The sequence below is a fragment of the Mesorhizobium sp. LNHC221B00 genome, assembly GCF_000502935.1.
GTDB lineage: Bacteria > Pseudomonadota > Alphaproteobacteria > Rhizobiales > Rhizobiaceae > Mesorhizobium > Mesorhizobium opportunistum.
This window is the reverse complement of the sequence record NZ_AYWR01000006.1, coordinates 73,421-89,803: the sequence shown is the minus strand read 5'-3', so window position 1 is coordinate 89,803 and position 16,383 is coordinate 73,421. Positions and strand designations below refer to the sequence as shown.

Here is a 16,383-nt window from a genome sequence, read left to right as displayed (position 1 = left end):
CCGCGACGCTAGCAAGCCCTTCATTGAGACCGCAAAGGAGGCAGACATCTTCTTTGAGCGCTGACACGCTTTTCAACGTGCCCTCGACAGCGTTACCATAGAGAGCCCGCCCAAGTCCGGAGCCTCCCATGTGCAACGATTACGAGCAGCATGTCGCATGGGCCGAATATTGCCGGGTGATGGCGTCGCTGGCGCTCAAAATCCCTAGCCACCAGACCGAACTCGATTTGCCACAGGCGGACGACGTCCGCATCAACGATCCAGCGCCGATAATGCGGGCCGCTGATGACACAATCGAACTGGCGTCAATGACGTTCGGGTTTCCGCCGACCGGACCAAAGGGCGGCCCAGTGTTCAACTTCCGCTCCGAAGGTCGGCAGTTCGGAAACAGCAAACGCTGCCTCGTTCCTGCGTCCGCGTTCTTCGAGTTCACGGGAACGAAATATCCGAAGGCGAAACATCGCTTCACGCTCAACGGCTCTCCGTTCATGGCCATCGCGGGGCTTTGGCGTGAAGCTGTCGGCAACAAGGCGCCCACCTTCACCATGCTGACGACCGATCCCGGGCCGGATGTCGCGCCATATCACAATCGTCAGGTCGTGGTGCTTCAGCCCGAGAATTGGGCGGCCTGGATCAACCTGACGAAGCCCGAGGCTGAGCTTTTGCGGCCGCTTCCAGCCGGCTCAATCTCGGTCGAAACAGTTCGCCCCGAAAGCTCGTGACTTAGCTGCGCAGAATCTCTGGTACGCTGAGCGGACCGAGATCGAGAACCCGCCGGTATTCGCCCGCGCGGCGCCAGACGCCTCGCACCTTTCCATTCTCCCGATCCCGCTTCGGATCAAACCTCAGCCCCTCAAAGTGATCCAGAAAGGCCTGTGCGGATTCGGCATCGCTGAAGCAATGGAGCCGATAGGTTTCATATTTGCCGTTCGGCCATACCGCCTGCACATGCCGCGTCTGGTGCTTGAGCCCTCGTTCCCGGCAGAACTTCGCGATCATGGTGAAGTTGCGGTCCGTGCAAAGATCATCTAGCAGCGCAACTTGATGTGGCCAGTCGCGGTCGATGACCGATGGTGTTGGTAAGCCCCGACTGCGTTTGACCACTATTCGAAATGCATAGACTGCCCGCGCATCATGGCCAGCGTCAGCGCGATTGCAGGATTTGCCGGCGGCTTTTCCATATACAAGGAGCCGTCGAAATCACGCCATGCGGCCATGCGCAATTCATCATCGTCATCACTGGCTGCCGGGTCGAAAACGTGGGCATCGCAAGGATCCCGGTCAATCTCAATCGTCCAGTCCTTGAGCGCCTTGCGGGCCATCTCTTCAACCTGGGCAAGGTCGCTGGTGAAGAAAGGGATACGGTCTCCATCTTCCGAAAGCGACTCAACGCGGTCCAGCGTCGGCCGCTCGGGAACCCAACCCAGAACGAAGGCAATATCGAAATCGATCTGGCGATCTGGGCCGGTCGTGATCTCCAGCCGCTTGACTACGTCAGGATAGAGCTGTTTCCGCTCCGGCCAGGTGTCTGGAAGCGCTTCCGCCTGCAACTTTGTGCGAGGAACATTGATCAGTTCCATGACTTGATGGCGCGGAATTTTGTCCTCCGGCCAGCCCGCACAACATGCCGTTGCCGCAGCCCCATCGGCCTCCAGCCAAACTGCGGCGGCCCGGTCCTCGTCCTCGGTAGGCTTGTCGTCTTCCGGGAAGCCTTTGATATCCCACCCTTCCAACGCAAACAGCCCTTCCGCGCCTTGCAAAGCTGTGATGCCAGCGCGTGCAAACACGGCTTCGGCTGCGGCGATGCCTCGTGCGAGCTCTTCGGGTGTTGCGTCCTCGATGTTCAAGCGAAGTTCCATGGTTCGCCTCCTGTGACCTAATCCGGCCAATGTGAACAAAATGAGAACAAAGAGTCAAGCGCACCCTTGACGCGAGAGGAATATGTTCCTTATTTCAGCGTGACTGGAAGCAGCATGGGACCATGGCACGGCGTCAATCGCGCTGGCCGGCGAAGCTATGGCAAAGACAGCGGAAGACAATTTTCGGATCGAGGTCTGGGATCGCGAGGAGCAGGCTTTGGCGGAAACCATTTCGCGTTCCCCCGATTCAACGGTGAGCCAGGCAGCCTGGCAAGCCGCCATCCGGCGCCGGCCGGGCATGTTGCTGATCCACTACAACAGTCGGCATGTGATGGAGAAGATCCTGACGCCGGGCGAGGTGAAGATCCCGCCGCAGACCATCATCGATGGCAGCGTCCATGCCGGCCTCGATGTGGCGCTCGGCGATCTTCGCGAATGGCATGTGTTGCGGGCCTGGTGCAGATCCTGCTCGCACCATGCAACGGTAAAGCCTGCCGGGCTGATCCAACGCTATGGAAAAGCCGCTCTGTTCAGCTCGGTCGAGCGAGCGCTTTTCTGCACGAGCTGTGACAGGGGCGGGCCTGTCCGGCTTGAAATTCACAAGCTGCCACGTAACTGAGCAGAGCCGAAGGGAGCACAACCTGATCGATTCATCAGGCAAACTCGCCGCTGTACCGGCCAATCCTATCGTCGCCGATGCGTGCGAACGATACCGGTCGCATCCATATCCTGAATGCAAACCATGCGGACCGCCGCGGACGGGGACAGTCGGTCCCGCGTCCCGTCCTGCGGCCGGCGCTATGCTGACGCTCCTACGGCTGTCCCGTCCACCGCCCGCGGCGGGGGCGAATTTCCTCCGTCCAGCGCGCGACATTGTCCGCTGTCGCGGACGCGCGCAGGACTGCGGCTTATACGCCGTTCTTCCTTGGAGCGCCGACGGTCGCCGGCGCGTAGATGCTTGGGTATGGAACCGAACCCGGGGCAGGCTATTGAATCGGACTATGTATCCGAGTTCCGTATGTCGCCTGGAGATGGCATCCTAAGCATCAGCAAAAGGCGCACGCGGCGCAGAGACTCGGAATCTGTCCCTGCATATCCGCTGCCGGGGTTTCGATCGTTCCAGCTCTGCACATTGACAGAGCAAATCCCGGTAGGCGGGGATTGGCTTTTCGAGATGAAGTTCGACGGCTATCGTGCCCAAGTCGCCATCTCCGGCTCGAACGTCGTCGTCTATACCCGCAATGGCCACGACTGGACCCGACAGTTCAAGGTCATCCTGCCGCCGCTTCAGAGACTGACAAAGGGCGCGGCACTGATCGATGGTGAGATCGTCGCCATCGACAGCCAGGGCCGCTCGAACTTCTCCATGCTGAAAACTGGCATTGCCGCGGGTCTGCCGCTCAAGTTCTACGCTTTCGATCTGCTTGAATTGGATGGCCAAGATCTGTCGAACCAGCCGCTCCTTGAGCGCAAGGAGCGGCTCGAGTCCCTGCTGGGCGCTCGCCCCCCTGACGACAGCTTGCAATTCTCCAGCCACATCGTCGACCAGGGCAAAAGGGTGTTCGACGCCATGTGCGAGGGCGGCCACGAAGGTATCATCGCCAAACGCGCCGACAGCTACTACGTCGGCGATCGCACCAGGAGTTGGCTCAAGATCAAGTGCACGAAGCGACAGGAATTCGTTATCGGCGGTTATCGCCCAAGTGACACAGGACATGGTATGGCCTCGCTGATCCTCGGCACTTACGACAATGGCAAGCTCATCTATCGCGGCCGCGTCGGCACTGGGTTCACGGCGGCGATGCGCAAGGACATCCTGGCGAAGCTGGAGAAACGCGGTGTTGAGAAAACGGCTTTCGCTTCTGTTCCGAGAGACATTGCCCGCCGTGCCAGGTGGGTGAAGCCCGAGCTCGTCGCCGAAGTCACCTATGCCGAAGTGACACCGGACGGCAGCTTGCGACATCCAAGCTTTGAGGGCATGCGCGAAGACAAGCCAGCCGACCAGGTGGTGATGGAAATGCCGAAGACGCCGGCAACTCTTGGCCCCGCCAATCTCGACCCGGGAATCGGCAAGGAGATCGCTGCTGCTGTCGGCGTCAAGCTGACGCATCCCGACAAGGTGATGTATCCCGGAACCAACGTGACCAAGGCCACGCTTGCCGCCTACTACGGCGCAGTCGCCGAGAAAATGCTGCCGCACATCCAGGATCGGCCACTGTCGCTGGTGCGCGACACCGACGGCGACCTTCAGCAGACCTTTTTTCAGAAGCACAGACTGCCAGGCATGCCCAAGGCTATTCATGACGGCCAGTTAGAGAAGATGTCCGGTAAGGAAAGCCGCATCTTGTGGGTCGATGACCTGGCTGGGCTGATCGCAGGCGTCCAGATGAACGTGCTCGAATTCCACATCTGGGGAAGCCGTCGCCAGCAGCCGGATCTGCCGCACCGCATGATCTTCGACATCGATCCGGACGAGGGCCTTGGCTTCACGGCCGTCAAGCAGGCAGCCCTTGACATTCGGGGCATTTTGGAAGCGCTTGGACTGCAGTCTTGGCCGTTGCTGTCCGGCGGCAAGGGCGTTCACGTGGTCGTGCCGCTCGTCCCGGAGGCAGACTGGGACGAGGTCAAGAGCTTCTGCCAAGACTTCGCCGAACTACTCGCCCGTACAGATCCGTCTCGCTTCGTCGCCAACATGAGCAAAGCGAAGCGCAAGGGCCGGATGTTTCTCGATTACCTGCGCAACGGCCAAGGCTCCACTGCAATCTGTCCCTGGTCGACTCGGGCACGCGCGGGGGCGTCTTGCGCGGTGCCGGTCAGCTGGGAGGAGTTGCCCACCTGCGAAAGCGCCAACCGTTTCGATGTTTTCGCTGCCGCCGCGCGGGCTCAGCTACCCGAAGCCTGGGACGGTTATTTCGAGGTCGAACAAACGCTTACCGAACGCATCCGCCACGCAGTCCGGTAGCGATAACCATCCTAGATGGTCAGCGGCCTTTTTGGCGTCCGACTGGGTTTGCCCAATTCGAGAGCGTCCTCCCTTCGGAGGGTCTTCGGAGGGGGCCCCGCAACGCCGTCTAGAGTGAGAGTGCGGACCGTTCGCCGTGACGGGTTGAGAGCTGGAGGAGGGCCTCCGGCGCCTGTCGCGGAGAACCGCGATGTCCAGACACTACGCTCGCGCCGGCGCCGACCGGGCAAGCCTCTATGACGAAATCACCAACAAGATCATCGCCGAGCTGGAGGCTGGGCGCTTTCCCTGGGTGCAGCCCTGGGGCACGACGGCGACGACAGCTTCTCTGGCTATGCCGGCCAACGCCGCGACCGGCCGCGCCTATTCCGGGATCAATGTGCTGATCCTGTGGGGCGCGGTCGTCGAGCATGGGTTTCCCGTCCAGAGCTGGCTGACTTTCCGCCAGGCGCTATCGCTGGGCGGTCATGTCCGCAAGGGCGAACACGGCACCACCGTAGTCTATGCTGACCGCTTCATCCCTGACGATGAGAAGAATCGCGCACGAGAAACCGGCGAACCAGCANCCGTAGTCTATGCTGACCGCTTCATCCCTGACGATGAGAAGAATCGCGCACGAGAAACCGGCGAACCAGCACAGGCCATTCCGTTTCTGAAGCGCTTCATCGTGTTCAACGTGGCGCAATGTGAAAATCTGCCCGACGATCTGGCCGTGGCTCCGCCTGCACCAGAGCCCGGACTGATCGAACCGGCCGTCGACGCACTGATCAAGGCGACCGGGATCGATTTCCGCATTGGTGGTAGTAGTGCCTATTATGTGCCTGCGCACGACTACGTGCGGGTGCCGCCGCCGCAGGCCTATTTCGAGACCATCGACTGGCACCGCACTGCCCTGCACGAGCTCGGGCATGCGACCGGCCATGCCTCCCGGGTCGGCCGTGACCTCGGCGGCGCCTTCGGCACCAAGAAGTATGCTTTCGAGGAACTGGTCGCCGAGATGAACGCAGCCTTTTGCTGCGCCTCGCTTGGCATCGTGCCGACCGTGCGCCACGCCGACTACCTGGCCTCCTGGCTTCAGGTTCTTCGCGAAGACAACCGCGCCATCGTGCGTGCCGCCTCGCAGGCCAGCAGGGCGGCCGACTGGCTGCTCTCCTTCCTGCAGGAACCTGACGGGGCATCCAGGACGGGCCCAGGCGAGGTCGATGAGACCGTTATCGACAGGAGGGCGGCGTGATCCTCCTCACGTGCCTCGGATCTTCCGTGTGCGGCGGCGGTCCATAGAGTGAGAGGGCTGCGCCGGTCTTTGTGACGGGTTTGGAGGTCGAGAGAGTCTCGGCCGCCCGTCGCGGAGATATGAACATGGCTACCGTCAAGCAGAAGATCACCCTCAACGCTTCGCGCGACATCCCGTTCAACAAGCTGATGCTGAGCCAGTCCAACGTCCGGCGCATCAAGCGCGGGGAAACGATCGAGGACCTCGCCGCCTCGATTGGACGGCGCGGCCTGCTCCAGAGTCTCAACGTCCGGCCAGTGTTGGATGGCGAGGGCAACGAGACGGGCATGTTCGAGGTGCCGGCTGGCGGACGCCGCTATCGCGCGCTGGAATTGCTGATCAAGCAGAAGCGCATGGTCAAGACCGAGCCCGTGCCCTGCGTGGTCACCAGCGCCAACGGTGAGGTCCCGATCGAGGAGGACTCCCTGGCCGAGAATTTTCAGCGCGAAGATTTACATCCGCTCGATATGTTTCGCGCCTTCCAGACCCTGCACGACCAGGGCGCCAGCCATGAGGAGATCGCGGCACGCTTTTTCGTATCCGCAAAATTCGTGCAGCAACGCCTGCGGCTCGCGAAGGTTTCGCCCAAGCTGCACGATGTTTACGAGCAGGACGGCATGAAGCTCGATCAGCTGATGGCCTTTACCGTGACCGACGATCACGCTCGGCAGGAACAGGTCTGGGAGGCGCTCGAGCATTCGTGGTCGAACGAGCCGCGTCAAATCCGGCGCATGCTGACGGAAACCACGGTGCGGGCAAGCGATCGCCGTGCGCTGTTCGTCGGTGTGGAGGCCTATGTCGCAGCCGGCGGCGTGATGCTGCGCGACTTGTTTGAGGCCGACAATGGCGGCTGGCTGCAGGACCCTGTGCTGCTTGACCGCCTGGTCTGCGACAAGCTGAAGTCGATCGCAGATGAGATCGCCGCCGAAGGCTGGAAGTGGATCGTGGTCGATGTCGATCTGCCTTATGGCCACAGTCACGGCCTGAGGGCGCTCGCCGGCACGCCCACCGATCTGACCGAAGCGGAGCGGGCACAACGTGAAGCGCTGCGCAAGGAATACGATCGGCTGGAGTCCGAATATGGCGAAGCCGACGAACTCCCCGACGAGGTCGATCAGCGCCTCGGCGAGATCGAGTCCGCGCTCGAGGCCTTTGAGAGCCGGCCGATGATCTACGATGCGGCCGAGATCGCTCGCGCCGGCGTGTTCATCAGCATCGATCGTGATGGCGATCTCGTCATCGATCGGGGCCATGTGCGCCCCGAGGATGAAGCGACACAGGCAGTCGGCGGCGACTCCGCCCAGCCCTGCGGTGCGACCGGGAGTGAGGATGGCAGCGATGATCTTTCCGTTCGCAGCCCCACCATCACCATCGGCACTCAGGCTTCCGAGCCCGAGGAGGATGAGGGCGACACCATCAAGCCGCTGCCCGAGCGCCTTGTGATCGAACTCACCGCTCATCGCACCTTGGCGTTGCGCAATGCCGTGGCCGAGAACCAGCATGTGGCCATCACGGCGCTCTTGCATCGGCTCGTCCTCGACACATTCGGTCAGCGTTCCGCGACCGGCTGCGTCGAGGCGTTTGTCCGGCATATCCACCTGCCGGCGCAGGACGCCGACCTCAAACACAGCCCGGCGGCCAAGGCGGTCGATGAGCGCCATGCGGCATGGAAGGGCGACATCCCGCTCGGTGACGACCAGACTCTGTGGGTCTGGCTCGAAAGTCTCGATGAAGCGAGCCGGCAGGCGCTGCTGGCACACTGCGTCAGCTATGGCATCAACGCCCTGTTCGAACGGCCCAACCCCTATGGCAGCGGCGTCTCCCAGCACGGGCTGGATCAGCGGCTGCGCGAGGCCGATCGGCTGTCTCTTGCCACCGGGCTCGACATGGTGGCTGCGGGTTGGCGCCCAACGGTCGCAAACTATCTCGGCCGGGTCACCAAGTCCCGGATCCTCGAAGCCGTCCGTGAGGGCGCTGGCGAGCAGGCGGCCCAGCTCATCGATCATCTCAAGAAGGGTGACATGGCCAAGGAGGCCGAACGCCTCCTGGCCGATAGTGGCTGGCTGCCTGAACCACTCCGTCTGACCGCTCAGGACGCACCGGCCATGCAGCCGGACGACGGCGAGGAGGGTGACTTGCCCGAATTCCTCGCCGGCGATGATGAAGACGACTCGGTGGCAGCCGATGAGGTCACGGCTCACGCGGTCGCAGCCGAATAGAACCTATCGACAGCGCGGCTCCGGTCGCGACGTTCCCCTTCACCTCACGGCCCGGCTCCCAGCCGGGCCATTTTCGTTTCAGGAGATATGTCCATGTCAGCCCACATCGTCTACGACAACGCCCCGCTCGGTTCGCTCATCCGCTATTCGGACGGTGCGCCGAAGCCGCCAGCGCGCTTCACCCGCAAGCTCGCGGACTGGGAGCGCCGCAACGGTCTCGGCAGGCTGGTCCGCAAGTCACCCCCGCGCGACCGTCCGACCTACAGCGCTCCGGCCTCGATCACGCTCAACGAAGGGAATTTTTCCTCTGGCGGCATCATCCTCGTGACCATGATGCGCACCTACGCGCTCGACAGCGCGCTCAGCTTCGAGATCGTCGAGCGGCCCGCGATCGGCATGGTCCGGGTCCTGCAGCAGATCGGCGACCACGACGAGTTGCTGCACCTCGCCGAGAGCCGCGATGCGGCCGAACTCTGGAGGGCCAAGACCGGATACCGCAATGCGCGTCTTGAAGACATCACCGCCGACGAGGTCGGCGCCGATGTCGTCGAAGGACGGGCGGCGGCCTGACCCGCGCGGAGTCACACCGCACACCCATAGCGTCGATCCTTCCACCATCGCGGCCCGGAATCGGACGAGCGCCGGACGCTTTTTCAGGATCAGCACGACGACCGCAATCGTTTCCTGCGGAAGCCGGAGCCTGACGGCGGAATATGATCGAGGTCGGTTGATACCGGCAAGCGCTCCACCTCATGGCGGGGCGCTTGTTTCATTTTGGCATCGGCCGGCGCCTGAGAGGGAGAGGTTGGCCGGGATGGGTTTGAAACCGCGCGGTCCAGAGAGAGCGCCGCGCGGCTCGATCCTGTCCCCGCTCTCCCGAGGTTCACACCATGTACATGATCTCGCCCGCTGCGACGGTTCCCGCTGCCGCGCCGATCTCGCCCGCCCAGTCCTGTGCAGCCGGTGCTATCTTCGCCGCCGCCGGCCTGCTGCTTCCCCGTCTCGAACGTGGCGAGCGCATCGACGCGCCAAAGCTGCGCTCGGCGATGGAAGCCGCATTCGGCGCCTCCGACACCGCCGGCGCCTGGGACTGGAGGCAGGCCTACGATGCCTGCGAGGCCGCCACGGTCCTGTTCCTTCGCAAGTATGGAAAGGCGCTGTTTCGCAAAGCCGCGTCGCCAGCGCTCCGGCTTTCCGCATTGTCGAAGATGGCCCGGCTCATGCCAACGCATACCCGCCGATCCGAAGAGGCGCAGACCTTCCAGCAGTTCTCGACTCCCATCCCGCTCGGCCTGGTCGCGGCCACAGCCGCCGCCATTACGCCGGCCGACCGAGTGCTGGAACCTTCCGCCGGCACCGGGCTGCTGGCCATCCTGGCCGAGATCGCCGGCGCCTCGCTCGTCCTCAATGAGCTTGCCGAGACGCGCGCGGCCCTTCTCTCCTTCCTCTTTCCGGCCGTCTCCGCCAGCCGCTTCGACGCCGCCCAGATCGACGACCATCTCGATCCAGGCGCCGTGCCGAGCGTGGTGCTGATGAACCCGCCCTTTTCGGTCATGGCCAATGTCGAGGGCCGCATGGCCGACGCGGCCTGGCGGCACATCGCCTCGGCGCTGGCGCGCCTTGCGCCCGGCGGGCGGCTGGTAACAATCACCGGTGCGAACTTCGCGCCCAACCATCCGGCCTGGACCGCCGCCTTCACGCGCCTGCAGGAACGTGGGCGCGTCGCCTTCTCCGCCGCCATCGACGGCTCGGCCTACGCCAAGCATGGCACGACCTTTCCGACACGCCTCACCGTCATCGACAAGCTCCCGGCGGACGATCCCACCGTCTTCGCGGATGCTCCCGGCATCGCTCCGGATGCGGCGACGCTCCTCGCGTGGATTGAGGAGCGCCTTCCCGCGCGCCTGCCGGTCGTAATGGCCTCCGTTTCCAGCGCGGCATCGGCGGTCGCCGCGCCCCAAACCGTGCACGGCTATCTCACACGTGCGGCGAGAACCACGCCACGCATGTCGATCGCCGGGCCGGAAGCCATCGACCTCGTCTATGAGGCTGTCGACTGGAAGGCGGCCGAGGACGGCCAGATCAGCGACGCCATCTATGAGCCCTACGGGCTTCAGGCGATCCGCATCCCCGGCTCTCGGGCTCACCCCACCCAGCTCGTTCAATCGGCAGCCATGGCCTCGGTGGCGCCGCCCAAGCCGAGCTATCGGCCGCGCCTGCCGCGGAACGTTTTCGACCTGCTGTCGGATGCGCAACTCGAGACCGTCATCTATGCCGGCGAGGCCCACACCGAATATCTGGCCGGGGCCTGGACCCTCGACGACACCTTCGACGTGGTGAGCGCCGCAGCCGACGACGCAGCAGGTGCCGTTCGCTTCAGGCAAGGCTTCATGATTGGCGACGGCACCGGTGTAGGCAAGGGCCGCGAGTCCGCCGCCGTTATCCTCGACAATTGGATGCATGGCCGTCGCAAGGCGGTCTGGATCTCCAAGTCCGACAAGCTCATCGAGGATGCGCAGCGCGACTGGTCCGCGCTCGGCATGGAGCGCTTGCTGGTCACCCCGCTCTCCCGATTCCCGCAGGGCAGGCCGATCACGCTGGCGGAAGGCATCCTATTCACCACCTATGCCACGCTGCGCTCCGACGATCGCGGCGAGAAGGTTTCGCGGGTCAAACAAATCGTCGAATGGTTGGGTCCGGATTTCGATGGGGTCATCATTTTCGACGAGGCGCACGCCATGCAAAACGCCGGCGGCGGCAAGGGCGAACGCGGCGACGCCGCTCCCTCCCAGCAAGGCCGTGCCGGCCTCAGGCTCCAGCACGCCCTGCCGAATGCCCGCATCGTCTATGTGTCGGCGACTGGCGCCACCACCGTGCACAATCTCGCCTATGCCCAGCGGCTCGGCCTCTGGGGCGGCGAGCATTTTCCATTCTCGACCCGCGCCGAGTTCGTCGAGGCGATCGAAGCCGGCGGCGTGGCGGCCATGGAGGTGCTGGCACGCGACCTCAGGGCACTCGGCCTCTATACGGCCCGCTCGCTTTCCTTCAACGGCGTCGAATACGAGCTGATCGAGCATGAGCTGACGCCGGAACAGATCCGCATCTATGATGCCTATGCCGACGCCTTCGGCATCATTCATAACAATCTCGATGCGGCCATGCAGGCGGCCAACATCACCGGCAGCACCGGCACGCTCAATGCCCAGGCCAAGTCGGCCGCGCGCAGCGCCTTTGAAAGCGCCAAGCAGCGCTTCTTCGGTCATTTGTTGACCAGCATGAAGACGCCGACCCTGATCCGCTCCATCACCCGCGATCTGGAGGAGGGCCATGCGGCCGTTGTCCAGATCGTCTCGACGGGCGAGGCACTGATGGAACGGCGGCTGGCCGAGCTGCCGACTGAGGAATGGAACGACGTCCGAGTCGACATCACGCCGCGCGAATACGTCCTCGACTATCTCGCCCATTCCTTCCCGGTGCAGCTCTATGAGCCCTTCACCGACTCAGAAGGCAATCTGTCGTCGCGCCCGGTCTACCGAGAAGGCCAGCCCGTCGAGAGCCGCGAGGCGGTCGCCCGGCGCGACGAGCTGATCGCCAAACTCGCCAGCTTGACGCCTGTCCCCGGCGCGCTCGACCAGATCATCCAGCATTTCGGGGTGGACATCGTGGCTGAGGTCACCGGCCGGTCGCGCCGCATTTTCCGCAAGGGCGAGCGCCTTGTCGTTGAAAACCGTGCCGGGTCTGCCAACCTCGCCGAGACGCAGGCCTTCATGGATGACCAGAAGCGTGTTCTGGTTTTTTCGGACGCCGGCGGAACGGGGAGGAGCTACCACGCCGAACTCTCGGCCCGGAACACGCGGCTGCGTGTGCATTATCTGCTCGAAGCCGGCTGGAAGGCCGACACCGCCATTCAGGGCCTGGGACGCACGCATCGCACCAATCAGGCGCAGCCGCCGCTCTTCCGTCCGATCTCGACCAATGTGAAGGCGGAAAAGCGCTTCCTCTCGACGATCGCGCGGCGCCTCGACACGCTGGGCGCAATCACGCGCGGCCAGCGCCAAACCGGCGGCCAGGGCCTGTTCCGGCCAGAGGACAATCTGGAAAGCCACTATGCCCGCGATGCGCTACGGCAACTCTATCTGCTGATCGTACGCGGCAAGGTCGAGGGCTGTTCGCTTGAGCGTTTCGAGGCGGCGACCGGTCTCAAGCTTATGGATGCCAATGGCATCAAGGACGAATTGCCGCCGATCACCACCTTCCTCAATCGCCTGCTCGCACTGACCATTGCGCTGCAGGGCGTGCTGTTCGGTGCCTTCGAGCAACTGCTGGCGGCGCGCGTCGAGGGCGCGATCGCGTCAGGCACCTACGACGCCGGGCTGGAGACGCTGCAGGCCGAAAACTTCGTCGTCACCGACCGCCAGGTGATCTACACCCATCCGCGCACCGGCGCCGAAAGCCGCCTGCTCACAATCACCCAACGCAAGCGCAATCGGCCCGTCACGCTCAATGCGGCGCTCGATCATCTCCGCGATCCGCGTGCCGTACTGCTAATCAACGAGCAATCGGGCCGCGCCGCCGTGCAGATCCCGACACCCAGCGTCATGCTCGACGATGGCGAGGTCGAGCGACGTGTCCGCCTGATCCGGCCGATGGAAGGCCAGAACATGCCGCTCAAGGCCATGGGCGAGACACGCTGGGTCGAGGCCGATCGCGAGGCTTTCTCAACTGCCTGGACGGCCGAAATCGCCGCGGTGCCGGCGTTTTCGGACTCGGTCTTGCACATGGTCACCGGCCTGCTGCTGCCGATCTGGAAGCGCCTGCCCAACGAGTCGACCCGCGTTTATCGACTTCAGACCGACGAGGGCGAGCGCCTTATCGGCCGCCGCGTCTCGCCGGCATGGGCCGCCAACGCCTCTGCGACGAACGTGCTTGCGCTTTCGCCGGAGCAGGCATTTGCGGCTCTGATGGACGGCCGGACCATCCTCGATCTTGCCGAGGATCTCCAGCTTCGCCGCAGCCGCGTCATGGGCGCATGGCGCATCGAATTGTCCGGCTTCACCGACGCGATGCGCGAGCGCCTCACCGCCTACGGTCTCTTCCACGAGATCATTTCGTGGAAGCTCAGGATGTTCGTGCCGATCGACGCCAACGGGCCCGCCGTGTTGGAGCGCGTGCTCGACCGCTTCCCAATCGAGCGGGTCAGTGAGCGGGAGGCGGCATGATTGCGCGTCACGCTGCATCCGACCTCGCACACCGCCTCGGCGAATATGCTGAGGCGGTGTGCCGCCACTACCTCTCCAATGGCCGTCGCCAGGGGAACTATTGGACCGTCGGCGACGTCCGCAATGCGCCTGGCCGCTCGATGTTCGTGCGTCTGCAGCCATCCCCGAAGGGACCGCCAGGCAAATGGACCGACGCCGCTACCGGCGAGCACGGCGACCTGCTCGATGTCATCCGCGAATCCCTCGGACTGGTCCATTTCCGGGACGTCGCCGACGAGGCACGCGTGTTTCTCGCTATGCCAGATGCCATGCCATCCCGACCGGCCGAGCCGATCACGCAGGCCCCCATTGGATCTCCGGAAGCGGCTCGCCGACTGGTCGCCATGTCGAAACCCATTATCGGCACCCTCGTGGAAACGTATTTGCGTGGACGTGGCATTACGACTTTGCACGGAACCGCAGCCTTGCAGTTCCATCCACACTGCTACTACCGGCCAGACGATCATGGACCGACCAAGACCTTGCCGGCGATGATCGCCGCTGTCACCGACCTCGATGGACATCTGACCGGCGCGCACCGCACCTGGCTCGCATCGGACGGCACCGGCAAGGCACGCGTCAACACACCGCGTCGGGCAATGGGTGACCTTCTCGGTCACGCCGTCCGATTCGGCGTACCCGGCAGCGTCATGGCGGCAGGCGAAGGCATCGAGACGACGCTATCGCTCAGATGCGCCATGCCCGACATGGCGATGGCTGCGGCACTCTCGGCATCCCATCTCGCCGCCATCCTGTTCCCTCCGAACCTGCGGCGGCTCTATGTCATCCGCGACAACGATCCGGCCGGCGATGGTGCCAGAGACTGCCTGCTCGAGCGCGCGACGGACGCCGGAATCGAGGCAATCGTGCTCTCGCCGGCGATGGATGACTTCAACGAAGACCTCCGCCATTTCGGACTTGCCGCCTTCCGGGCCTCGATTGCGGACCAGCTCATGCGCAAAGATCGCATCCGCTATCTGACAGAGGCGGCATGAGCCGTGAGGGGAAGCGCGCGGCGGATGGTGCCGGTGCGCCGCATGGATGGGTGGCCCGCCGGCAGAGAACCGCAGCCCGGCCTTCAAGAGGGCGATCGGGCCCACGAACTGGCCGGCCTGGCAATGACGGCGGCCGACTATTTTCCGGCGGCGCGCGACTGCTCGCGAATGGCAGCGATTGGTCGCGACGCCTTTCCACCGCGAGGCAAAATAGCCGGCCGCCGCCATCCTCCGCTGCGCTCCGGCCCTCCGCTTCGCTGCGGGTGTCGGACCGTCCCGCTCGTGGGCTCTCGTCGCCATGAAGGCCGCGAGGGTCGCGGTCAAACCGACGGGAGCATTCGCATGAGCGAGCACGACGACACCGAACCGCACCACGCCGCTTCTCCGACCGATCACATCCTCACCGAACTCCAGCTTTATGGCTGGCGCCCATTTGCTGACGAGCCCGATCCGCGACCGCTCCCCGGCGGCGACCACGTGGCCGGAGCCGTGGCCGACATCTTTGACGCCCTCATCGCCACCCTGGCCGACACGCGCCTCGAACCCGACCTCGATGACCTGCTGTGGTCCGTCACCAATGTCTTCCACCGCGCTGTACAGCGGATCGAGCGGCAACTGGACGACAACGAGCAGGCCCAGCGCCGCCTGCAGCACGAACAGGACGGCACCGAGATCAAGGCAGTTGAACTCGAGACACTCACCGCCCAAGGCCACACCATGATCGAACGGCGCGACGCCTTCGAGCTCATGCGTGACCAGGCCGCCGACCGCTACGATCAGTACACCGGCTCGGCCTGGCGACCGCGCACGGGGTCGAAGGTCAACCACCACCATCTCACCGCCGCAATGATCGATAGCCGCGACTTTCTCGCGGCCAGGCGGCGCGCGGAAACCGAAATCATGTTACCCGCCGGCCCCAAGATCGCCTTCTCCGGCGGCGATAGCGCCGATCACCAGTTGATCTGGGCAAGGCTCGACCAGATCCGCGCCAAGCACCCCGACATGGTGCTGATGCACGGCGGATCACCGAAAGGCGCCGAAAAGATCGCCGCCCGCTGGGCCGATCATCGCAAGGTGCCGCAGGTGGCCTTCAAGCCGGACTGGAGCAAGCATGCTAAGGCCGCTCCCTTCAAGCGCAACGACCAGATGTTGGCGGTCATGCCGATCGGCGTCATCATCTTTCCGGGCACCGGCATTCAGGAGAACCTCGCGGATAAGGCCCGCAAGCTCGGCATCCCGGTCTATCGGCTCGGCAACGGCGGCACGTAAGCGCCGTCGGAATCTAACCGCCCTCCTTCAAGCCATGTCGCTCGTATCCTTTCCCGAAAGCCTCACGCCGAACATCGCACTTGGCGACACCTTCTTGCGCAATGCCGCCGCTTACCTCGATGGCGCTGACCGGTTGGCGGATCTAGGCAGGCACAATGCGGCCCTTCACGACATCGCCATTGAATTGCTCCTGAAGTCGCATCTTCTCAGGGTCGCGACCGATGATCGCTGGAACCGCCGCCATATCGGGCACGATCTCGACAAGGCGGCTCGTTACGCCGAGAGAGCTGCATTGAGCCTGCCACCGCAGCTGCACAGCGTCATCGCCCGCCTTCATCCTCATTTTCAGCGTGACGGCTTCCAACGGGATCCATCGCGATCATGGCCGCCCGGTTTCTCGCTCGACGCCCGCCACTTCGCGCGGCAGCTTGCTCAGGCTCTCCTGGAGCAAGAGCGGCGCGTCAACAACGCCCGCTGCCCCTGACTTGAAGATGACCGCACCCCGCGATCCATTGCGCTGATCCTTGGTCCAACCGATGGCCTGACGC

Annotated in this window: 12 protein-coding genes; 10 read left to right on the top strand and 2 right to left on the bottom strand. The window is 63.9% G+C overall.

From position 1 onward, the window contains the following. The first annotated feature begins 128 nt into the window (after positions 1 to 128). Positions 129 to 722 (top strand): SOS response-associated peptidase, encoded by a 594-nt coding sequence (locus tag X741_RS156300; protein WP_023777355.1) that lies wholly within the window; start codon positions 129 to 131, stop codon positions 720 to 722. Position 723: 1 nt separating this feature from the next. Here the strand turns inward: X741_RS156300 and X741_RS156305 are convergent, their stop codons facing one another. Together X741_RS156305 and X741_RS156310 are read right to left on the bottom strand one after the other, a co-directional pair. Continuing rightward, positions 724 to 999, bottom strand: a complete 276-nt coding sequence (locus X741_RS156305) for a hypothetical protein (RefSeq protein WP_023777354.1) — start codon at positions 997 to 999, stop codon at positions 724 to 726. 104 nt (positions 1,000 to 1,103) lie between these two features. After that, positions 1,104 to 1,859: a hypothetical protein gene (locus X741_RS156310; protein WP_023777353.1), complete on the bottom strand. Its 756-nt coding sequence runs from the start codon at positions 1,857 to 1,859 to the stop codon at positions 1,104 to 1,106. Between the two features lie 157 nt (positions 1,860 to 2,016). On the opposite strand from X741_RS156310, the gene X741_RS156315 reads away from it, so the two are divergent. From X741_RS156315 to X741_RS156355, 9 genes are all read left to right on the top strand, one after another. Beyond that, positions 2,017 to 2,478, top strand: coding sequence for a hypothetical protein (locus X741_RS156315; protein WP_023777352.1), 462 nt, complete (start codon positions 2,017 to 2,019; stop codon positions 2,476 to 2,478). Between the two features lie 399 nt (positions 2,479 to 2,877). Continuing rightward, complete coding sequence (gene ligD / locus X741_RS156320) at positions 2,878 to 4,821, top strand: DNA ligase D (protein ID WP_023777351.1); 1,944 nt, start codon at positions 2,878 to 2,880, stop codon at positions 4,819 to 4,821. Between the two features lie 190 nt (positions 4,822 to 5,011). Then, positions 5,012 to 6,055: a zincin-like metallopeptidase domain-containing protein gene (locus tag X741_RS156325; protein ID WP_023777350.1), complete on the top strand. Its 1,044-nt coding sequence runs from the start codon at positions 5,012 to 5,014 to the stop codon at positions 6,053 to 6,055. 125 nt (positions 6,056 to 6,180) lie between these two features. Next, positions 6,181 to 8,313: a ParB/RepB/Spo0J family partition protein gene (locus X741_RS156330; RefSeq protein ID WP_023777349.1), complete on the top strand. Its 2,133-nt coding sequence runs from the start codon at positions 6,181 to 6,183 to the stop codon at positions 8,311 to 8,313. A 93-nt stretch (positions 8,314 to 8,406) separates the two neighbouring features. Further along, complete coding sequence (locus X741_RS156335) at positions 8,407 to 8,883, top strand: hypothetical protein (RefSeq protein WP_023777348.1); 477 nt, start codon at positions 8,407 to 8,409, stop codon at positions 8,881 to 8,883. Positions 8,884 to 9,203: 320 nt separating this feature from the next. After that, positions 9,204 to 13,532, top strand: a complete 4,329-nt coding sequence (locus X741_RS156340; protein ID WP_023777347.1) for a strawberry notch family protein — start codon at positions 9,204 to 9,206, stop codon at positions 13,530 to 13,532. Continuing rightward, positions 13,529 to 14,566: a toprim domain-containing protein gene (locus tag X741_RS156345; RefSeq protein WP_031249945.1), complete on the top strand. Its 1,038-nt coding sequence runs from the start codon at positions 13,529 to 13,531 to the stop codon at positions 14,564 to 14,566. The genes X741_RS156340 and X741_RS156345 overlap by 4 nt, the downstream gene beginning before the upstream one ends. A gap of 342 nt (positions 14,567 to 14,908) precedes the next feature. Then, complete coding sequence (locus tag X741_RS156350; protein WP_023777345.1) at positions 14,909 to 15,835, top strand: DUF2493 domain-containing protein; 927 nt, start codon at positions 14,909 to 14,911, stop codon at positions 15,833 to 15,835. A 94-nt stretch (positions 15,836 to 15,929) separates the two neighbouring features. Then, the gene (locus tag X741_RS156355; RefSeq protein WP_156937869.1) at positions 15,930 to 16,319 is read left to right on the top strand and encodes a hypothetical protein; all 390 of its coding nucleotides are present in this window, start codon (positions 15,930 to 15,932) and stop codon (positions 16,317 to 16,319) included. Positions 16,320 to 16,383: the final 64 nt, after the last annotated feature.